We start from the raw sequence: 22,477 nt of genomic DNA, 5'->3' as shown, positions 1-22,477 counted from the left end.
ACTATTGCTAAATGTTAAAAACACATATACCATACTGGAAATTACGCCGTTAAAAAACTAATATCTCCCTCCCTTAATTCTTAAAGTTAGTCATTCATTTCCTTGATACGTAGGAAAATTGAATCTGACTTGGTATTGGCAAACATTACATTTTACTGTACTTTTAATCTTGTTAAAACCATCGTTCATGAAAACCGCTCAACGCCTTCTATTTCTAATTCTATTCCTTGCTATTGCTGCATGTACCAAAAAAAATGATTCTTCCGAAACTGACAACCTTTTTAAATTTAAAGAGTACATTTCGTTTAATTCCTACGGAAACAAATCGATTGCTGACCCTATTCGCATCGAACTATCAAAACCATTAACGCAATTTGAAATTACCCAAGAAATCCCTTCCGAATACCTTCAAATAAGTCCGAAAACGGAAGGAAAACTAACCATAGAGAACGGTACAACCCTCTTATTTCAACCTACCACACACCTAGAAGCCGATACTGAATATCGCGTTACGGTAAAATTGAGCAAATTGTACGAAGACATTTCTAATGAATTCAAAAACTACACTTTCAGCTTTAAAACCATTGCACCTAATTTCAAGCTAAACCTCGGAAACCTTCAGTCGTACGACAAAAAGTGGCAATTTATTGAAGGGGTTATTGAAACCAGCGATATTATCTCTTCAGAAAAAGCCAAACAACTGATGAACGCCTCTCAAAACGGAAAAAACCTTTCTGTTACTTGGCCTTCGGAAAGTACCGATGCCATGTACTTTCATTTCGTGATCGATAGCATTCAGCGTTCGGTTGAAGACAGTAAAATAACTGTTTCGTGGGACGGAAAAGCAATTAAAGCCGACGCTAAAGGTGAAAACACACTCGATATCCCAGGACAAAACAATTTCACCGTTGTAAACGTAAAAAGCACAGCAGCCCCTCAAGCTTCTTTGTCGATTAACTTTTCAGACCCGATTCAAGAAAATCAAAATTTTGCAGGGTTGGTAACAATTGAAGGCGCAGAAAATCTTCGTTTTGATGTCGATGGAAATGTGCTTCATGTCTATCCTTCCAATCGCATTATTGGAAACGTACGTGTAACACTGTTTAACGGAATTAAAAATACGGAAGGCTTCAAATTGAAAAAGGAATTTTCAGAACTTATTTCGTTTGAGCAATTAAAACCCGCCGTTCGCTTGCTTTCAAAAGGGGTAATTCTGCCAAATGCTGCAAGCACACCCCTTTATTTCGAAGCTGTAAACCTTTCCGAAGTAGATGTACGCGTTATTAAAATATTTGAAGACAATGTGCTTCAGTTTTTACAATCATCAAACCTAGACAACTCAAGCTCGTATAACTTAAAGCCTGTTGGAAGACGAATCGCCAAAAAAACGATTTCCCTTCAGAATAAAGGAATGGAAAATAACGGCTTGTGGAAAGCACACGCTATTAATTTATCTGAATTCTTCAACGCAGATCCAGGCGCTTTATACCGTGTAGAACTAAGTTTTAAAAAGGAATATATTAATTATGATTGTTCTGTAAGCACTTCGGAAACTACCGAGGAAGACGAAGATGAGTATTATGACGACATGTATTACGAAGAAGCTTCTACTACTAGTACCGACAGCGATGAAGACGAACGTGAAGAACGCTATTGGGATAACGAATTGTACAACTGGCGTAGAACAACCTACAACTGGAGGCAACAAGACAACCCCTGTCACGATGCGTATTACTCTGAAGATAGGTTTGCTTCGACCAATGTATTAGGTTCCGATTTAGGTCTCATCGTTAAAAAAGGAAACAACAAATCGTTCCATTTCGTAACCAACAACCTATTAACCACCCAACCTGAAAGTGGTGCTAAAATCAAACTATATAACTTTCAGCAACAGTTTATAGAAACGGTTACGACAGACGCTGAAGGGTTTGCTATTTACGACAGCAGCAAATCAATTGCCTTCGCAGTAGCTCAAAAAAATGGAAACTTCGCCTATACCAAATTAGAAGATGGAAATGCGCTTTCACTTAGTAATTTTAATGTTTCTGGAAAGCAACTACAAAAAGGACTTAAAGGGTTTATGTACACCGAAAGAGGTGCCTATCGTCCTGGAGATTCAATTCATTTAACTTTTGTGCTGAACGATGTTGCCAATCCGTTGCCTAAAAATCATCCCGTAAAATTAGAGGTTACCGATGCACGCGGAAAATTAGTACAACGTACCGTTTTGTCTGCTTCGGAAAGTACTACGGTAAACGGGCAGATTCAAGATGGGTTTTACTATTTCCCAATTACCACGGAAGCTTCTGCACCAACAGGAAACTGGAATGCAACCGTAACTGTTGGTGGCGTTCAATTTTCGGAATCTATTAAAGTAGCGACCATAAAACCCAACCGACTGAAAATAAAGCTCGATTTTGAAGATGAAATTTTAGATGCTAGCAAAGCAATTAAAGGAACTGCCAACGGACTCTGGTTACACGGTGCGCCTGCTCGGAATCTGAAAATTGAAATGGATGCTACACTTCGTGCTACAAATACAGCCTTTCCAAAGTTTGAAAAGTATGTGTTCAACGATCCTATTCGGTCGTTTAGTGAAATAGAAATTCCAATTATTGCAACAAACTTATCTTCGGAAGGTGCTGTAACTTTCAATAAAAAAATTGACCTCAGCGAGAAAGCTCCAGGAATGCTACGCGCTACATTTTTAACCAAAGTGTTTGAAGGTGGTGGTGACTTTTCTCTGGATGTGTTTTCTAAAAACCTCGCTCCTTACAGTCATTTTGTTGGATTGCGCTCTCCTGAAGCACATCGATACGGTTCGTACTTTACAGATGAAAACACCGTGTTTAAGGTCGCTTCTGTTGATGCGCAAGGAAACGCAAGTCCAGGACGACAATTGGATGTAAAAGTTTTTAAAATTGAATGGCGCTGGTGGTGGAATCGCGGAAGCGATAACTTATCACGGTACGAAAATGCAACGGTACACCGTCCTGTAAAAGAGTTTTCGGTGACTACTGGCTCGAATGGAACTTCAGATTTCACGGTGAATATTCCTGAAGAAGAAGGCGGTCGTTACTTGATACGCGTTATCGACAAGCAAAGCGGACACGCAACAGGACGCATAACTTATTTTTACAGAAACTGGTGGAAAGCTCCTAATGACGGAAGTTCAGAAAGCTCTAAAATGTTGGTGTTTTCTGCAGATAAAGAAAAATACAATGTAGGCGATGAAGCGGTAATTACTTTCCCTTCAGGAAGTGAAGGACGCGCACTACTTAGTATTGAAAATGGTACTGAAGTGTTAGGCACTCAATGGATTGAAACTAAAAAAGGCGAAACAAAAGCCACTGTCAAGATTACCAAAGACATGGCACCTAATATTTATGTCAATATTTCGCTGCTTCAGCCGCACGCGCAAACCAAAAACGATTTACCGATTCGTCTGTACGGTGTCATTCCTCTCTTGGTAGAAAATCCTTCAACGGTGCTGCTTCCGAAGTTAGAAATGCCCGACGTATTAAAACCAGAAGAGACTTTTACAGTAGCCGTTTCCGAAGAAAATAAAAAACCAATGACCTATACCATCGCCATGGTCGATGAAGGTTTACTAGATCTTACCCGTTATATAACTCCAAAAATTCACAATGCATTTTATACGCGTGAAGCCTTGGGTGTTAAAACTTTCGACATGTACGATTATGTAATTGGTGCGTATTCGGGAAGCGTGGATAATATTTATGCGATTGGTGGTGGTGACGCAGCTGCGGGTGCTAAAAACCGAAAAGCAGATCGCTTTAAGCCTGTGGTGCAGTATTTAGGGCCTTTTACCTTAAAAGCAGGGCAAAAAGCGCAACATAAAATTACAATGCCAAACTATATTGGATCGGTAAGAACCATGGTGATTGCTGGTGAAAATTCAAAAAGCGCTTATGGAAGTGCAGATAAAACTACGCCTGTTCGCAAACCCTTAATGGTATTGGCTTCATTGCCTAGAAAACTATCGCCTGGCGAAATAGTTACGTTACCAGTCACGGTTTTTGCGATGGAAAAAAAGGTGAAAACAGCTACAGTTTCGTTACAATTAGGAACTGCGTTAAAACCACTAAATGGCGTTTCAAAAACAATTACGTTTGATGAACCTGGCGAACAAATCGTGAATTTCGATTTTGAAGTATTGCCTTCAACAGCGTTTCAAACCATTGATGTTTCTGTTTCTGGAAATGGCGAAACTGCAAAATATTCGGTAGAAATTGATGTGGAAAATCCGAATCCGATTTCACAAAAAACAACGCAATACACACTTACCGAAAACGGAAGTGAAACCCTCAACTTTTCAACCTTTGGCGTTTCAGGAACCAATGGTGCAACGTTAGAATTCTCTACGGTTCCGCCAATGGACTTTGGAAAACGTATGGAATACTTAATTCGCTATCCGCACGGTTGTATCGAGCAAACCACTTCGGGAGCTTTCCCACAGCTTTATTTAGCCGAAGTATTCGACATTACGTATGACAAAAAACAAGAGATTGAAAAGAATATCAAAGCAGCAGTTCAACGCTTAAGTCATTTTCAAGGTGGCGATGGCGGATTGAGCTATTGGCCGGGAGAACGTCAAGCAGATGCTTGGGGAACCAACTACGCAGGACATTTTATGCTAGAAGCCAAGCAAAAAGGATATGCATTGCCAATCACTTTTATGAGTAATTGGTTGCGCTATCAAAAAAATGAAGCGAGACAATGGCGAAATAACGATGCTCGTTACAACGGTAGTCTAATTCAAGCCTACCGTTTGTACACCTTGGCTTTGGCGGGACAACCAGAATTGGCTGCCATGAATCGTCTTAGAGAGTCTAAAAACTTGAGTAACGATGCCAAATGGCGTTTGGCGGCAGCCTATGCGTTGGCCGGGAAAAACAATGTCGCCAGTGAGCTTTCAAAAACGGCGAACATCAACTTTGTCCCTCAAAATTACGATTACTATACGTACGGATCGCCTTTCAGAAATAAAGCGATGGCGTTAGAAACCATGGTTGCAACGGGAGATACAAGACAACGTGAATTGGCTGTTTCGGTAGCGAAAGAATTGTCGTCTCAACGTTGGTATAGCACCCAAGAAACTGCCTACGGACTGTTAGCGATGGGAAAAATGATTCAGAAAAACGGTGGGAAAGCAATGGAGTTAACTTTTACCAAAGACGGAAAAAGCACCACTGTTAAAACCGAACGTGTAATTGCGCAACGAGAATTAGGACTTACCATGGGACAAAACACAGTTAGTGTTACCAACAAAAAAGGAAATGTTGTCTATATTACCTTGGCGCAAAAAGGAAAGCTCCCATTGGGCGATGAACTTGCCGAGCAGCGAAAACTCTCTATTAAATCGGAGTATTTTGATGGCAAAGGAAACGCCATCGATGTGTCGAAACTGCGTCAAGGAACTGAAATTACTGCAAAAGTAGCCGTTACAAACACCTCTAACGATTGGGTAGGCAATGTGGCGCTTACTAAGATTTTTCCAAGTGGTTGGGAAATTGTAAACACAAGCTTTACAGAGCTTGGTGGCGGTGCTTCTGGAAATGCACGTTATACAGACATTAGAGACGATCGCGTGAATTTCTACTTCGATCTAGACGCTAAAAAGACGAAAGTGTTTATGGTAAAACTGAATGCTTCTTATTTAGGAAAGTACTACTTGCCAGGAACACAAACCGAAGCGATGTACGACAACACTTATTATGCCCGTAACAAAGGAATGTGGGTTACTGTAGAACAGTAAAAAAACATCCCATCCATAGCTCCCCTTCAAAGGGGAGCTATGGATGGGATGTTAGCGCAGTCGAGACCTATTTACTATCTAAAAAACATACATTTTAAACATCCTTTCGCGAGGATGTAAGTCATCATCTACATGAAAAAAACAAGTGCCACATTCTTCAAAAAGCACAAACTCAAACTTAGTTTTGGGGGAATTCTTTTTGCGATATGGTTGTTTTGTTTGCCTTCGGAATTGTTTCAGGTTCCGACAGCTACGGTTGTGGAAAGTAGCGAAGGCGTAATGTTAGGCGCACGTATTGCCGACGACGGACAGTGGCGTTTTCCTAAAATGGATTCGGTTCCCTATCGTTTTGAACAGTCTATTTTGTTGTTTGAAGACGAATATTTTTATCGGCACCCAGGCTTCAATCCGATTTCAATTTCGAAGGCGTTATGGCAGAACATGACCACCAACAAAAGACGTGGTGGAAGTACCTTGACACAACAAGTGATTCGGATTTCTCGAAAGAATAAACAACGGAATTATGCTGAAAAGTTGATTGAAATTATGCAAGCAACTCGTTTAGAAGCTGGGTACTCAAAAGAAGAGATTCTTGGGTTTTATGCTTCTTATGCGCCCTTCGGCGGAAATGTGGTTGGACTTGAAACGGCTTCTTGGCGGTACTTCGGGATTCCAGCTTCAGAATTAAGTTGGGGACAATCGGCTGCATTGGCGGTGTTACCAAATGCACCTTCTTTGATATTTCCTGGAAAGAATGAAGCTATCTTAAAAGAGAAAAGAGATCGTTTGCTTCTGAAGCTTTTTCAGAAAGGAAAAATAGATCAGACCACATACAATTTGGCATTGGACGAACACCTTCCTGGAAAACCTTTTCCGCTTCCTGAAATCGCACCGCATTTAACCGAAAAAATTCGGAAGGAACACAGAGGAAAACGTGTAGAGACGACTGTTCTGTATTCCCTTCAGAAGAAAATAAACAACATTACAAAAACGCATCACAAGCAATTGCGGCAAAACCAAATTAACAATCTTGCGGTACTTGTTTTGGATGTAAACACAAGAGAAGTTTTGGCCTATGTTGGAAATGCGCCTACCACGCGTGAAAACAACAACTATGTAGATATTATCGCTAAATCTAGAAGTACGGGAAGTGTTTTAAAACCATTTTTGTTTTCGGCACTACTGTCGAGTGGCGAGTTGTTGCCAAATACGTTAATTGCCGATATTCCTACCGTGGTTAACGGGTACAGTCCAGAAAATTTTGACAAACAATTTCACGGCGCTGTTCCGGCAAGTGAGGCATTATCGCGGTCGTTGAACATTCCGGCAGTGCGGATGCTTCAGTCGTACGGATTGGATCGTTTTTATAATAGACTGCAAGAATTAAACTTCAGCCAAATAAAAAAGCCTGCGAATCATTACGGATTGACCCTCATTTTAGGAGGTGCCGAAAGTTCGTTGTGGGACATCACAAAAGCCTATGCGGGAATGGCTTCTACATTAAATTATTTTAATAGGTCTTCTAGCGAGTATAGAGCAACTGAGTTTATCGAACCTATTTATATAAACGGGGAAACGGGCGATTTTGGAACCGTGAAAAACGTAGCGCCGATATTTAATGCAGGTGCTATTTATAATACCTTAGAAGCACTTCAAAAGGTAAACAGACCAACGGGAGAGGAAAATTGGAGCTTTTTTAGCAATTCGCAACCCATTGCTTGGAAAACAGGAACCAGCTACGGATTTAAAGATGCTTGGGCAGTGGGAGTTACTCCAAAATATGCCATTGGCGTTTGGGTAGGAAATGCCGATGGAGAAGGGCGTCCAGGATTAACAGGAGTACAAGCTGCGGCACCAATTTTATTCGATGTTTTGGATGCGCTTCCGAAAAGCGAATGGTTTGACGTACCCTATGACGAACTTATTGAAGCGAATGTGTGTAAAAAAAGTGGTTATTTGGCGGGTGTGTTTTGTGAAGATGTTGCTTCAGAATGGATTCCGAAAGAAGGAACTAAAACAAGTAGCTGTCCGTATCATCAAACTGTTTTTTTAAATGCTTCGGAAAAAAAACGCGTAAACTCCTCCTGTTATCCGCTTTCAGAAATGAAGCAGAAAAGTTGGTTTACATTGCCTCCTGTGTTAGAATACTATTACGCTCCATTGCATCCTGAATACATTACACTTCCAAGTTTTGCTTCGGAATGTTTACAAGAAGGGGAACGTAAAATGGAATTTATCTTTCCGAAGAAAAATGAAACCATATTACTTCCGAAAACTTTTGATGAAAATGTGAACGATGTTGTTTTTAAACTTGCACACCGCACTCCAGAAACTACTGTTTTTTGGTATTTAGACACTACTTTCATGGGAAGCACAGAAACTTTTCATGAAATCACTTTCGCGCCTAAACCTGGTATATACCTACTCACAGCAACCGACGAGGAAGGAAATGAAGTAAAACAACAGGTGGAAATACTACAAGCTTCAAAGTAAAACCCTAACCATTTATCTACGTTAAATTCATTTAACATCAATTTAACTTCGGTTAGTTCGGTTTGTTCAGAACTAAAAAATATCTTTGCAGAGAATTTATATTGGTTTCTCTATTTGAGTGTGCCAATTATTAATAAAATCATTTAAAAATGAAAAACAATAATTGTAAAGAAAAAATGGCCTTGGTTGAAAAGCTAGGGGTGCATTTAGAAAACAGAGAGCAGTTGGCTCCTGTGGCCGCACGCATTTTGTCTTATATAATTCTTACAGGTAAAAAAGGAGCCACATTTGAGGATATGGTGACTATTTTATGTGCAAGTAAAAGTACCATTTCCACACATCTTAATCATTTACAAGATTTGAAAAAGATTGTGTACTTCACTAAGACAGGAGATCGTAAAAAATACTTTACCATTAATAGTGATATGATAGTTCAACATATTGATACGATGATAAACGAATGGAAAGAAGTAAAGTCCTTACATCTAGAAATTAAAAATTACAAAGAGGCTTTTAATACACATGAAACAGAAGAGGAAAAATTCGAATTAAATTTTCATGATAATTATATAAAGTTTATAGATGAAGCAAGTGCTTCCATAGAAGAATTAAGATCAAAATTAACGGACAATAAATCGAATTACTAAATTAAATTAAAAAATGAAACGCACTACATTATATACTATCCTAGGACTAAGCTTATTCTTAGTTATTGTGAGTTGTGGAAACAAGGAAGGGAATGCTACCGCCATGCAACAAGCACCACCACCCGCTATTCCTGTATCCAAAATACAAAAGAGTACTGTAACTGGATACAATACTTATCCTACCAATGTTGAAGGAATCATTAACAGTGAAGTAAGGGCTAAAGTTTCTGGATACGTTCAGAAAGTATTGGTAGATGAAGGTGAGAAGGTTACCAAAGGACAAGTTTTATTCCAATTAGAAACGCAAACGTTGAGTCAGGATGCAGGTGCTGCAAAAGCGCGAGTAAATGCAGCTCAAGTAGAAGTTGACAAATTGATTCCGTTGGTAGAAAAAAACATTATTAGTGCTGTTCAGTTAGAAACGGCGAAAGCAAATTTAGCTCAAAGTAAAGCTAGTTATAACAGTGTTGCTGCCAATATCGGGTATGGAACCGTACGAAGTCCTGTGAATGGATATGTAGGTGCGATTCAATTTAGAGAAGGTTCATTGGTAAGTCCGAACGACCAAACTCCTTTAACGGTTGTAAGTGACATTCAAAAAGTGTATGCTTTTTTCACTTTGAATGAGTCTGATTATTTAGATTTTCTTCAAAATACCGAAGGAAAAAACCTAGAAGAAAAAATTGCAAATTACCCTGAGGTGAACTTGATTCTTGCAAATGGAAAAACCTATTCAGAAAAAGGAAAAATTGAAACTTCTTCAGGACAAATTAATTCAAATACGGGTACCGTAAGCTTCAGAGCTGTCTTCGACAATCCAAACCAATTGTTAACGAACGGGAATAGTGGAAAAATTCAAATTCCTGTGGTATATGAAGATGCAATTGTGATTCCGCAGCAAGCAACTTACGAACAACAAGGAAACATCATGGCTTTCAAATTAAAAGAAAATAATACAGTAGCCTTAACAATGATTAAAGTGAAAGCAACCGTAGATAATTTATACGTTGTTGAATCTGGTATTGCTGAAGGTGATAAAATTATTGTTTCAGGGGTTGCAAAACTTCGTAATGAGATGCCAATTACACCTCAAGAAGTAGCCTATGATAGCATCGTTAAGCCTATCAAAGTATTATTTAAAAACTAATTAGAACCCAGTCATTATGTTAAAAACATTTATTGAAAGACCCGTTCTTTCAACAGTAATCTCTATTATCATAGTTGTACTTGGTGTTATCAGTATATCAAGTTTACCCATAGAGGAGTATCCAGACATTGCTCCACCTACAATTAAGGTGTCGGCATCGTATACAGGAGCCAATGCAGAAACCGTTTTAGAAAGTGTTATTATTCCTATCGAGGAACAAATTAACGGTGTGGAAGGAATGACCTACATCACTTCTACAGCTTCTAACAACGGAACTGCCGAAATCACCGTTTATTTTAATCAGGAAATAGATGCAGATATTGCTGCTGTAAACGTTCAAAACCGTGTTGCAAGAGCAAATCCATTATTGCCACAAGAGGTAATTCAGACAGGGGTAACCACTCAAAAGCAAGAAACAAGTGCGTTGATGTTTATCTCGATGTATTCAGAAAACGATGAGTATGATGCTACGTTTATTCAGAATTACTTAAAAATAAACGTAATTCCAGAAATGCAACGTATTAGTGGTGTTGGAGATGTTAGTGTATTCTCACAACAAGACTATGCGATGCGCGTTTGGTTGAAGCCAGAGAAATTAGCCGCTTATGGTTTAATTCCATCCGACATTACAGCCGCTCTACAGGAGCAAAACTTAGAAGCCGCTGCAGGATCGTTAGGACAAAATAACGGAGAAGCATTTTCGTACACATTAACGTATAGTGGTCGTTTTAAAGAGGTAAAACAATATGGAGACATTATTATTAAGGCATTAGGAAACGGAGAGTTTCTTCGCTTAAACGATGTTGCAACCATTGAACTTGATGCACAATCGTATTCGGCAAATGCTATGAGTAAAGGAAACCCTGCTGTATTTATGGGGATTTTCCAAACCAAAGGTTCGAATGCGCGAGAAATTATTGAAAACATCAAAACTACGTTAGAATCGGTAAAGAAAGACCTTCCTGAAGGATTGGATGTTTTTGTTCCTTACGATACGAGTTTGTTTTTAAATGCCTCTATAGAAAAAGTAATTAGCACCTTATTAGAAGCCTTTTTATTGGTTTTCTTAGTGGTATTTCTCTTCTTACAGGATTTCCGATCTACCTTGATTCCGGCCATTGCAGTTCCAGTTTCCATTATAGGTACGTTCTTTTTCTTAAGTGTTTTTGGATACTCCATTAACCTGTTAACACTATTCGCATTAGTGCTGGCTATTGGTATTGTGGTAGATGATGCTATTGTGGTGGTAGAAGCCGTCCATGCAAAACTAGATGAAGGAGAAAAGAGTCCTAAAAAAGCGACGCTCACAGCCATGAACGAAATTTCTGGCGCTATTATATCTATTACATTGGTAATGGCAGCCGTATTTATTCCGGTTACTTTTGTCTCTGGTCCAACAGGTGTATTCTATGAGCAATTTGGAGTTACTTTAATTATTGCGATTTTAATTTCCGCAGTAAATGCCTTGACCTTAAGTCCGGCCTTATGTGCCCTATTATTAAAAGCACATAAAGATGATGAAGAGTTAAAAGGGAAAAGCCCATTAAAACGTTTTTATACACTTTTTAATCGCGGATTTAATGCTACAGTAGAGCGCTACGGAAAATCACTTCAGTTTTTATACAAACGCAAATGGGTACCTGCCTTATTATTAGTTTTGGCAGTTATAGGAATTTTTTACGCGTCAAAAACAACGCCAACAGGATTTGTACCAAATGAAGATAGAGGGATTATTTTTGCAAATATAGAATTACCCGCAGGTGCTTCGTTAGATAGAACAGATGCTGTTTCAAGAGATTTATACAGTAAAATTAATGGTATCGACGGAATTGTAGCCGTAAACTTTATTAAAGGGCGTAGTTTAATTAGTGGTGCTGGTAGTAATTACAGTTTCGGAATTATAAAGCTTAAAAACTGGGACGAACGTGAAGATCCATCCCTTTCGGCACAAGCTATTACAGGTAAATTATTTGGTGTTGCATCGACCATACCTGAAGCTACTATTATCTTTTTCTCACCACCAAGTATTCGTGGATTTGGTAACTCGGCAGGTTTTGAAGTAAACTTATTAGATAAGTTTGGTGGCGAATTTACAGATTTAGACCAAGCGAATAAGGAGTTTGCGATGGCATTAATGAGTCATCCAGAAATTAAATATGCACAATCTTCTTTCAACACAAAATATCCACAATATGAAATGGAAATTAATGTGCCTTTAGCGAAAGAAAAAGGAGTGCCAATTAATAGTATTTTCTCCACCTTGCAAGGATATGTTGGAGGGGTGTATGCTTCCGATTTCTCAAAATTTGGGAAACAATTTAGGGTGTATATTCAATCGTTACCAGACGATAGAGCAGATGCTAATGCATTAAACAATATGTATGTTCGAACCGATTCTGGTGAAATGTCGCCCATTACACAGTTTGTAACGTTAAAACGAGTGTATGGACCGCAATCGGTAACGCGTTTCAACTTATTTAACTCAACAAAAATAACGGGTGCTACAAACGACGGATATAGTACAGGGGATGCCATTAGAGTGATTGAAGAAGAAGTTGCAAAATTACCCAGTAATTATACCATTGCATATTCTGGATTAACACGAGAAGAAGTAAGTGCAGGAAACCAAACAACCTTCATTTTTATACTAAGTATTTTATTTGTGTACTTCTTATTAAGTGCACAGTATGAAAGTTATTTGTTACCGTTTGCTGTGGTATTCTCCATTCCATTTGGTGTATTTGGAGCGTATATAAGTACTAAATTTTTCGGATTGGAAAACAACATCTACTTTCAAATTGCATTGATCATGCTTATCGGACTGCTCGCCAAAAACGCCATATTAATTGTCGAATTTGCACTACAACGGCGAAAAAACGGAGAGACCATTGTTGATGCAGCTATTCACGGTGCAAAAGCACGTTTACGTCCAATTTTAATGACATCGTTCGCTTTTATCTTAGGATTAATGCCATTGGTATTAGCTAAAGGAGTTGGAGCAGAAGGGAACAATTCTATTGGTACTGGTGCTGCAGGAGGAATGTTGATAGGAACCTTATTAGGAGTCTTTGTCATTCCAATCTTATTTATCTTATTTCAGTGGTTGCAAGAAAAAGTTTCTAGCAAACCCGCAATTCAAACTATAGAAGACTAAACAGATATGAAGTCACTACCGAAAAATAGACTGTTATTTAGATTACTTCTTGTAATCGTTATTTCAATGACGATGCAAAGTTGCTTTGTAGCAAAAGAGTACACTCGACCAGCAGTCGTAGAAACTCAAAATTTATATAGAACCGATCAATTACCTTCCGATAGTTTATCTATCGCGAATGTATCGTGGAAAAACTTATTTAACGATTCGTACCTTACACAATACATTGAAGAAGGATTGGAGAACAATATCGACATTCGTATTGCAATCCAACAAATAGCGGCTGCGCAAGCGTATGTTAAGCAAGCCAATGCTGGGTACTTCCCAACACTTACAGGTGCTGCATCTGCTTCTCGCTCTTATTTTTCTGAAAATGGACAGCAAGGCGCTTTACTTAGCAGCTTAGGGCAAGACCATATCGATCAGTTTGATCTTTCAGGAACCTTGTCCTGGGAAGCCGACATTTGGGGAAAAATTAGAAGCAATAAACGTGCAAATCAAGCGTCGTACTTACAAAGTGTGGCGGCACATCAGGCAGTAAAAACAAGTTTAGTTTCAAACATTGCAGCTTCATACTATCAATTAGTAGCCTTAGATGCACAATTAGAAATTACACGAGAAACGATTGCGGCACGCGAAAAAAGTGTGGAAACGATTAAAGCATTGAAAGATGCAGGACAAGTAACTCTAGTAGCTGTTGACCAATACATCGCGCAATACAACAATGCAAAAGCGTTAGAAATAGACATTGAAACAGCTATTTTTAGAACTGAAAACACCTTGAGTATTCTATTAGGAAAATCGCCACAGCATTTTGAACGCAACAAATTAGATGCACAAGTTATTTCTGAAGACATTAAAACTGGATTTCCTGCTTCTTTAGTAGGCAACAGACCCGATGTAATGGCTGCCGAATACAACTTAATGCAATCATTTGAATTAACCAACGTCGCAAGAAGCAGTTTCTACCCTTCATTAACGCTTACCGCATCTGGTGGACTCCAAAGCTTAACATTAGACAATTGGTTTAACACGAATTCGTTGTTCGCAAATTTAGTAGGTGGCTTAACCCAACCTATTTTTAATCAGCGAAAAATTAGAACTCAGTTTGAAGTGGCGAAAGCACAACAAGAACAAGCCTTATTAAACTTTAAAAAGACCTTGTTAGTTGCTGGTAACGAAGTTTCAAATGCATTGTATGCATATACCTCGGAAACTAAAAAATACACCTTCCGTCAACAAGAAGTTGCCTCTTTACGTGCTGCTGAAAGCAATTCTGAAGAGTTACTTAACAATGGTTTTGCAACCTACTTAGATCTTTTAACAGCAAGACAAAGCGCCTTAAGTGCAGAACTTAATGTAATTGATAGCAAATTACAACAACTAACCACTGTGGTTACTCTTTATGAAGCCCTTGGTGGTGGTTGGAAATAATTTTTCATGTTGATAAGTATCCCTGTTTTGCAGCAATGCAAACGGGGATTCTTTTAAAAGAAAGAAATGTCGAACGATAAAAATTACATCTTAACTAGAGTTCTAAAGTTGTTTAAAAACTTTGGTGTAAAAAGTGTTTCAATGGATGATATTTCATCCGATTTAAACATCTCTAAAAAAACTCTCTACACCTTTTTTAAAAGCAAAAACTGTTTAGTAAAAGAAACTATTGACAGTATTTTTGACGGTCATTTTAAAACAATTGACCGTATCATCGCTAAAGAGAAAACACCTATTGAAAAGGTTATTTTAATTTACAGATACGCTATCAATCAAGTTATTGCGTATGATTCTGCGTTTTTCTTCGAATTGAAAAAGTACCATGTACAATCGCACAAACAATACGAACAAAAAAGACGAGAAATTGTATTTAATCGAATTTTAGGCCTTTTAGAAGAAGCACAAAAAGCAGGAGAAATACGGAAAGACGTCAACCTTAATTTGTTTTGTGAACTGCACCTTCTAAAATTAGACTCCTTTCTTAAAGACAACGATTTTAAAAGCAAATACGCTCCCCAAGAGCTATTAAGTCATTTAGTAATTAACAATCTTCGTGGCATCTTAACAGACCCAACGCTTTTAAAATAACCGTTACCGCAATGGAAATCCTTTTCCTGCCCACCAAGGATGAAGTTCTATCTCTAGACGTCCCGATTGCACCATCGGATCGAGGTGTGCCAAGCTATCGGCCATTTGTAGCGTAGGAACATTGTAAATGGTAATTCCTCGAATGTCACCATCGTCTCCAAAAGGACCAGAAATATCGGCAAATCCTTTTTCATACATGTTTCCTAAATGCGCTAAATGCAAAGCCTGTAAACTGTCTGCTTCCGTTTTTGTTTGTGACCGATTCGGACCTTTTTTCAGAAAAGCAATGAAATATTGTTGCATCAGTACCGTATCTCCCGTTTTTTGATCTACATAATCAAAAATTTGAAAGCCTTTGGTGTTGAGTTCTTTTTTAAGTTTTGCTGCGGAAGGTTTTACGTTTTCAGGACAGGGTTCCATCATATATTCTCGCTGTACTTTTGTTCCACAACTGCTTATAATTAGTGCAAAAAGAAGAAAAACAATTGATTTCATACGTTCTAAAATTTAAAATTACCAGCTTTTATAGGGGTGTTTACTCAATTGGGAGTTGTAATACTGTATCGCACCCGTTACTTCTTCAGCCAACCAACTAGGTTTATTAAATGCTTCGTTTTCTGTAGTTAATTCCACTTCAGCAACAATTAATCCTGCATTGTTTCCGAAGAATTCATCCACCTCAAAAATATGATTTCCAGCTTTTATTTCATAGCGGATTTTTTCAATAATTCCCTCTTCACATAACAATAAGAGCTGTTCCGCTTCGTGTACAGGAATTTCCTTTTCCCATTCAACACGTGTGGTTCCCGCTTCATTCGATTTTCCTTTTACCGTTATAAACCCGTTGTCGCCTTTAATGCGAATGCGTACCGTACGCTCGGGATCTGTGTTTAAAAATCCTTGTACAATTCGTGTTTGCGTTGACGCTTGGTCTTTAAAATCTTCCGAAGCCACTAAAAATTTACGTTCTATTTCAACCATTCGCTATTTCTTTGATTTTTGCGGAAGTAATAATTGCTTCTGAATGTTCTTTTTCAACGAGAATACGCATAGCTGTAGCAATGGTTTCTGGTTCAATGAGGCTATAATTCTTCGGAAGTAAAAATCCGAAAACACCCATAAATAGTTGTCCGATACGTTCCCCCAAACGTTTTTCAGAGCGTTTTCCACCAAGCAATGATGGTTGCAAAATATAGGTATGTTGTATGTTTTGCTGAAGCACATCGCGTTGCATTTCACCTTTTACTTTATTATAAAACACCGAACTATTGGCATCTGCACCCATAGCAGAAATAACAATAAATCGGTCAATGCCGTTCTGTTTGCAAAGCGTTGCAGCCGTTACAGGAATTCCGTAATCTATCTTCCGATAGGTTTCCTTGTTCGGCGTTTTAGATTTTGTAGTCCCGATGCAACAAAAAACAACATCGGCTTTAAAGTCGAAACTGTGTTTTTCTAACTGAAACAAATCAATGAGGTGTTCTTCTAGTTTAGGATGTGTAACTCCTACCGAGCTTCGAGAAAAGAGAATCACCTTTTCAAATAGATTGTCTGCAAGTAGTTTTTCTAGAAGTATTCCTCCTGTTAACCCTGTAGATCCTAAAAGTATGGCTGTTTTTGGCATAAATGCGTTTTAAAATAGATTTCAGAAACTAGTATTTGAATGTGCTCGAACTAGTAAATCTTAGCATAAAGGTATTAAATTTACAAGATGGAAACCGATTTGCCCATTCGAAAAATTATTCATGTCGATATGGATGCGTTTTACGCGTCTGTCGCGCAGTTGGATAATCCCGAATTGCGCGATAAAGCAATTGCGGTGGGTGGCAGTGAAATTCGTGGCGTGGTAAGTGCTGCTAGTTATGAAGCTCGAAAATTTGGGGTGAGAAGCGCCATGAGTGGTGCAATGGCCAAGCGGCTGTGTCCGCACTTAATTTTTGTGAAATCCGATTTTAAACGCTACAAAGAGGTTTCTACCAAAATTCGGAATATCTTTTTAGAATATACAGACCTGGTCGAACCCCTTTCGTTAGACGAAGCCTATTTGGATGTAACTCAAAACAAAAAAGGGAATCCTAGTGCCACCATGATTGCGCAGGAAATTCGGCAGAAAATAAAAGAAAAGACGGGCTTAAATGCTTCCGCAGGAATATCAATCAATAAATTCATTGCCAAAGTCGCAAGCGATATTAACAAGCCTAACGGACAAAAAACCGTTAATCCTGAAGAGGTCATTGATTTTTTAGAAGGCTTAGATGTCAAAAAGTTTTACGGCGTTGGAAAAGTCACCAAAGAGAAAATGTATCGTTTGGGAATCTTTACTGGAAAGGATTTAAAAACCAAAACTGAAGCCTATTTAAATGAGCACTTCGGAAAAAGTGGTGCTTACTATTATTACATCGTTCGTGGGATTCATAACAGTGCTGTGAAACCTAGCAGAACCCAAAAATCGTTGGCTGCCGAGCGCACATTTAACGAGAATATCGCCAGTGAAATTTACATGTTAGAACGGCTTGACGATATCGCCACCGAAGTAGAAAAACGACTGCTTCGAAGTAAAATCGCAGGGAAAACAATCACCCTTAAAATTAAGTATAGTGATTTTACGTTACAAACTAGAAGCAAAACCTTATCGTTGTATGTATCGTCCAAGGAGCTTATCCTTGAAACTGTTAAAGAATTGTTATTTCAAGAAAAGATGAAAGATTCGGTACGTTTATTGGGAATCTCTATATCGAACCTCAACAACGAAAAGAAGAAAAAAAGCGTTGTTACAAAAGAGACTATTGACGTTCAACTTAAATTTGACTTTTAAAAATATGTAAAAAAACTACTTGTATTAATTATTAACTAAACCCTTTACGTTATGAAAAAAGTAGTTTTTATTGCCTTAGCCGTTGCCTTTGTATTTGCTTCTTGCAAAAATGAGACTTCAGAAACCAAACCTCTTGAATCAACGAATGATCTTGCATTAGCAGACACTTCTAAAACCGTTGAAACCCCCGAGTATTTATATGTCACTGCCTTTAGTGGCCTAAGCTTACGAGCCTTTAACAACCTAAACAGTGAACGTTTGGCTAAAATGCCCTACGGAACCAAAGTCAAGATTGTTACTCCCGAAAAAAACACCACCATGGATGTTGCCGGAATTAAAGGCGGTATGGACGAGGTCGAATTCAATCACAAAAAAGGATTCGCATTTAACGGGTACTTATCGAAGTTTTTCCCTCCAGAATTAAATAGCAAAGCCAAAGGATATGCTGAAGAATTACAGATTGTATTCCCAGAGGTGACCTATACTGAAAGTGTAGGTGGTACCGCCAGTAAACCTTCCAACACAGAAACCTTAGTACTTCCAACGAAGCAATGGCACGAAGCTTTCTTTGTAGCGCAACGCCTGTTCGATTTCCCAAAAGAATTTGACTTTCCAAACCCAAAAGGGAAAGATGAGCAAGTAATTAAAGATAGCAAACCTGAAAAAGACGTTTGGACCAGCGAGCTTCAAGTGTCTAGAAAAGACAATACGCTACAAAAAATAGCCTACGTATATAAAACAAAAGGTTTCACAACAACCGTTCACATTACACAAGAGGGGGATCGCATGAAAATTGAAAAAACAGAAGCGATTGAATAGTCCTTTTATCGCTTAATTGAAAACCCGTAACGTTATGTTGCGGGTTTTTTTATTTCTATAGTATTGATATCTTGTCGTTTTATGTTTTCTTCGGAAAGATCCGTATCTTAGGTATAAAATGAAAGGTTATGAAAAAAAGAGTTCTTTTACGAGTAGCAGCCAGTTTTTTTATGATACTTGGAGCCTGTAAAAATCCTACGAAAGAGGCAACAAACGAGCTATCTGAAACAGTTTCAGTTTCCGAAGCAACTTCACAAAACCAAACCGAATTCTACGTCATGGCAGCCAGCGGATTATCACTTCGGAAAGCAAACACCACCACTAGCGATAAATTGGCGGTAATGCCTTACGGAAGTATGGTTACTGTACATCCTCAAACCACACAAGCGACTATTTCGGTTGAACATATTGAAGGAACCATGCAACCTGTGACCTTCAACGGACTCGAAGGCTATTGTTTTAGTGGTTATTTATCTCGGTATCCCATGCCTGTAAAAGGAGTTTCGGTGGCCGATTATGTGGCGCAATTAAAAGCGAAAAACAATGTGGTACACTACGAGCAAAAAGAAAATGGACCTGATTTTCATGAAGGGTATAGCGAAACCATCACTTTACCCACAGCAAAATGGCACGAAGGATATTATATTGCTCAAAACCTATTCGATACTCCAAAAAGCTTAGCCTTTCCTAATCCGAAAGGCATTCCTTCAGAAACAATAGAAGCGCCCACAAAACCAAAAGAGGTTTGGACTAGCGACTTACTTGTTAAACGAACAAACAATAAATTAGATACGATTACCTATCGTTTTCGCGGGGAAGGTTCTGGCCATGGTTTTATAATTACCAAACCAGATTCAGAAAAACTAAAAATTGAACGCTACGTGTTTGTAGACTAAAAAACAGAGCATGAAAACGGTTCTTGGTTTCTTTTTATTCCTTTTCTTTCAAACATACACTACCCTCGCACAAGAAAAAGAAAATGATTTATCTAATGTGTCGCTCGACTCGGCTATTAGCTGGCTTGACCAAAATCGATTTGAAAGTGACACGAGCTATGTGTCTATTTCAGAAAAAATAGTACGACGTGCTAAAAGAAAAAAAGACTACAACAAACTAGGGAAAATTCACACCTATATCTCAAATTGGCACTATTTAAATAATACCCTATATCATTCTGATTCTATTATAATTCATCAAGAGAGAGCGATTGAAGCCTTCAGAAATGCAAAAGATTTTCAGTCCGTTCATGAAGGCTATATCGGAATTTCTATGGATTATATTAACAATGCGGAACCCGATAAAGCGGAACGTGCTATTTTAAAAGCCATTAAATATTTTGAAGAAACAAATAATGACGCTTGGTTGGCTGAGTCGTACGCGCAAATTGCAGCATTGTATAAATACACAAAAGAACCAGAGAAAGTAATTGAATATTCAGAATTAAGCTATCCTATTTTATTGAAAAATCGTGAATATCTAGTGGCTTGTTCTGTGTTATGGTATACCAGTGATGCCTACCGCATGCTAGAAAATTATGAAAAGGCGATGCAGTATATAGATCAATCTATCGAAATGGCCTCTACCAACGATTTTAGTCAAAGCAAAGACATATTGGTAGCAGCGTATGAGACCAAAGGGGATATCTATTCGGACCAAAATTTACACGACCGAGCGCTGGATTTTTACAAAAAAGCTTGGGAAGATAATATTTTATTAGGAGGAAAAGAAAACACCGATTACTTTAGATATAATATTGGTCGGGAGTTGTTTCTTCAACAAAAGTACAAAGAAGCCTTGCCACATCTCATTGCTGGAATAAAGGGGAAAGAGCATTCAGAAATAGAAAAAGTACCTGAATACTATATAACGCTTTCTAAATGTTACCAAATGCTAGGCGAATACAATCTCTCTTTGGCCATGAGAGACTCTGCTATGCACATTAAAGCGAAACAAGATTCAGAAAAAATTCACCTTCTGAAGTCTGAGATGATTATTAAATATGAAACTGAGAAAAAAGACGAAGCGATAGCTGCACAAGAATTGTTATTAGTTCAAAAAAACAATATTCAAAACTTAATCATTGGGATTGTAGCATTGCTTTCCATACTCCTATTTCTCCTCTTTTTCTTTTATCGAAAGAACAAAAAAGCCACTGAAGTAATTTCTCAAAAAAATGCCGAAAATGAACTGCTTCTCAAAGAAATTCATCATCGTGTAAAGAACAACCTCGAAATGGTAAAAAGTCTTTTAGCGCTCCAATCGTCAAAACTGAAAGATTCTGCTTCAAAAGATGCTATGATCGCAAGTCAAAATCGCGTACAATCCATGGGAATTATTCATCAAAAACTATATCAAGGAAAGAATTTGGGCAGTATTGACATGAAAGATTATTTTACTAGTTTAGTGGAAGAAGTTTTAGATGGTTTTGACTCCGAAAATAAGATCCAAGTTGAATGTGACATGGAACGCATTGATCTTGATGTTGACACTGCTGTTCCCATTGGGTTAATCGTTAATGAATTATTGACAAATTCGTTAAAATATGCCTTTCCGAAGGACAAAAAAGGGAAGATTGTAATTAGCTTGTTCAAAACCACAACGGGTTCACTAACACTTAAATTTGCTGATAATGGTGTGGGGAAGACAGAAACCGATACTCCAAAAGGTTCTGGGTTCGGCACTCAGCTGATACACCTATTAACACAACAACTCAATGGAGAATTAACAGAATCTTCAGCGCTCGGAACATCGTATGTTTTTAATTTTAAACGCAACAAAGCTGCCTAATGCAAGAAAAAACGAAACTATTAATCGTAGAAGATGAAATGCTTATCGCTGCGAACATTTCTTTAGAACTCACCAAATTAGGATATGAGGTTACAGGCATTATTCCTAGAGGAGAGGAAGCTCTTATACATATAAAAGAAAACACGCCCGATATTGTGTTAATGGATATCAACCTTAAGGGTTCGATTGATGGAATTGAAACGGTAAAGAGAATGCAAGCGTTTTGTAATATTCCCGTTATTTACTTAACTGCCAATAGCGACGAAGCTCATTTTAGTAGGGCTAAAGAAACACATCCCTTTGCTTTTATTTCAAAACCCTTTAGAAAATTAGATTTACAACGCACCATTGCTTTGGTGGTAAGTCAAAAGAATGTTTCAACACAAGTCGCGGCAGATCGTATTGAAAAAGATTTAGAAGTCTTAACAGATTCTATTTTTGTTCGGCATCATGACAGCATGGTAAAGGTTGAAATCAAGGACATACGCTATATTGAAGCTGAGCGTAATTACTGCCGAATTTTTTCAGAAGAAAAAGAATATGTCCTTGTGATTACATTAAAAGATATGGAACTGAAACTTCCAAACAAACATTTTATGCGGGTTCATAGATCGTTTATCATAAATCTATCTCAAATCGATGAATTAGGCACTACGCATATTGTAATCGGTAAAAAAGTCATTCCTGTAAGTAAGTCTTATAAAGAAAAATTATTGCAAAGACTGCAAACCATCTAACGTCTTTTCGTTCGAAA

General features: G+C 38.1%; 15 protein-coding genes. 12 read left to right on the top strand and 3 right to left on the bottom strand.

What is annotated here, in order from left to right; genetic code table 11:
- Positions 1-187 precede the first annotated feature (187 nt).
- The 7 genes from BLQ00_RS04700 to BLQ00_RS04670 all read left to right on the top strand — a co-directional run bounded on the left by BLQ00_RS04700 (position 188) and on the right by BLQ00_RS04670 (position 15,302).
- Positions 188-5,779, top strand: a complete 5,592-nt coding sequence (locus BLQ00_RS04700) for an alpha-2-macroglobulin family protein (protein WP_093141156.1) — start codon at positions 188-190, stop codon at positions 5,777-5,779.
- 132 nt (positions 5,780-5,911) lie between these two features.
- Positions 5,912-8,272 (top strand): penicillin-binding protein 1C, encoded by a 2,361-nt coding sequence (gene pbpC / locus BLQ00_RS04695; protein ID WP_093141154.1) that lies wholly within the window; start codon positions 5,912-5,914, stop codon positions 8,270-8,272.
- 149 nt (positions 8,273-8,421) lie between these two features.
- On the top strand, positions 8,422-8,919 hold the full coding sequence (locus BLQ00_RS04690; RefSeq protein ID WP_093141151.1) for a GbsR/MarR family transcriptional regulator: 498 nt from the start codon (positions 8,422-8,424) through the stop codon (positions 8,917-8,919).
- Between the two features lie 13 nt (positions 8,920-8,932).
- Positions 8,933-10,066, top strand: coding sequence for an efflux RND transporter periplasmic adaptor subunit (locus BLQ00_RS04685; RefSeq protein WP_093141149.1), 1,134 nt, complete (start codon positions 8,933-8,935; stop codon positions 10,064-10,066).
- A gap of 16 nt (positions 10,067-10,082) precedes the next feature.
- Positions 10,083-13,220, top strand: coding sequence for an efflux RND transporter permease subunit (locus BLQ00_RS04680; RefSeq protein ID WP_093141146.1), 3,138 nt, complete (start codon positions 10,083-10,085; stop codon positions 13,218-13,220).
- 6 nt (positions 13,221-13,226) lie between these two features.
- Positions 13,227-14,654, top strand: coding sequence for an efflux transporter outer membrane subunit (locus BLQ00_RS04675; protein ID WP_093141144.1), 1,428 nt, complete (start codon positions 13,227-13,229; stop codon positions 14,652-14,654).
- A 66-nt stretch (positions 14,655-14,720) separates the two neighbouring features.
- On the top strand, positions 14,721-15,302 hold the full coding sequence (locus tag BLQ00_RS04670) for a TetR/AcrR family transcriptional regulator (RefSeq protein ID WP_093141141.1): 582 nt from the start codon (positions 14,721-14,723) through the stop codon (positions 15,300-15,302).
- Positions 15,303-15,305: 3 nt separating this feature from the next.
- Here BLQ00_RS04670 and BLQ00_RS04665 read toward each other — a convergent pair whose 3' ends face one another.
- Genes BLQ00_RS04665 through BLQ00_RS04655 form a run of 3 tightly spaced genes read right to left on the bottom strand, consistent with a single transcriptional unit; the run spans position 15,306 to position 16,926 of the window.
- Complete coding sequence (locus BLQ00_RS04665; RefSeq protein ID WP_093141139.1) at positions 15,306-15,797, bottom strand: YciI family protein; 492 nt, start codon at positions 15,795-15,797, stop codon at positions 15,306-15,308.
- Positions 15,798-15,815: 18 nt separating this feature from the next.
- Positions 15,816-16,283: a CYTH domain-containing protein gene (locus tag BLQ00_RS04660; RefSeq protein WP_093141136.1), complete on the bottom strand. Its 468-nt coding sequence runs from the start codon at positions 16,281-16,283 to the stop codon at positions 15,816-15,818.
- A complete protein-coding gene (locus tag BLQ00_RS04655; protein WP_093141134.1) occupies positions 16,276-16,926 on the bottom strand; it encodes an NAD(P)H-binding protein in 651 nt (216 codons plus the stop codon). Before BLQ00_RS04655 ends, BLQ00_RS04660 begins: the two co-directional genes overlap by 8 nt.
- A gap of 87 nt (positions 16,927-17,013) precedes the next feature.
- Here BLQ00_RS04655 and dinB point away from each other — a divergent pair, with 87 nt between their 5' ends.
- From dinB to BLQ00_RS04630, 5 genes are all read left to right on the top strand, one after another.
- Positions 17,014-18,117, top strand: coding sequence for a DNA polymerase IV (gene dinB, locus BLQ00_RS04650; RefSeq protein WP_093141131.1), 1,104 nt, complete (start codon positions 17,014-17,016; stop codon positions 18,115-18,117).
- Positions 18,118-18,168: 51 nt separating this feature from the next.
- On the top strand, positions 18,169-18,936 hold the full coding sequence (locus BLQ00_RS04645) for an SH3 domain-containing protein (protein ID WP_093141129.1): 768 nt from the start codon (positions 18,169-18,171) through the stop codon (positions 18,934-18,936).
- 128 nt (positions 18,937-19,064) lie between these two features.
- Positions 19,065-19,832, top strand: coding sequence for an SH3 domain-containing protein (locus tag BLQ00_RS04640; protein WP_093141126.1), 768 nt, complete (start codon positions 19,065-19,067; stop codon positions 19,830-19,832).
- Between the two features lie 10 nt (positions 19,833-19,842).
- Positions 19,843-21,723 (top strand): tetratricopeptide repeat-containing sensor histidine kinase, encoded by a 1,881-nt coding sequence (locus tag BLQ00_RS04635; RefSeq protein WP_093141124.1) that lies wholly within the window; start codon positions 19,843-19,845, stop codon positions 21,721-21,723.
- Positions 21,723-22,460: a LytR/AlgR family response regulator transcription factor gene (locus BLQ00_RS04630; protein ID WP_093141121.1), complete on the top strand. Its 738-nt coding sequence runs from the start codon at positions 21,723-21,725 to the stop codon at positions 22,458-22,460. The genes BLQ00_RS04635 and BLQ00_RS04630 overlap by 1 nt, the downstream gene beginning before the upstream one ends.
- Positions 22,461-22,477 lie beyond the last annotated feature (17 nt).

Origin of the sequence: Ulvibacter litoralis (assembly GCF_900102055.1) — a bacterium.
Lineage (GTDB): Bacteria > Bacteroidota > Bacteroidia > Flavobacteriales > Flavobacteriaceae > Ulvibacter > Ulvibacter litoralis.
The sequence above is the reverse complement of the archived record's forward strand: the minus strand, read 5'-3'. Positions and strand labels throughout refer to the sequence as shown.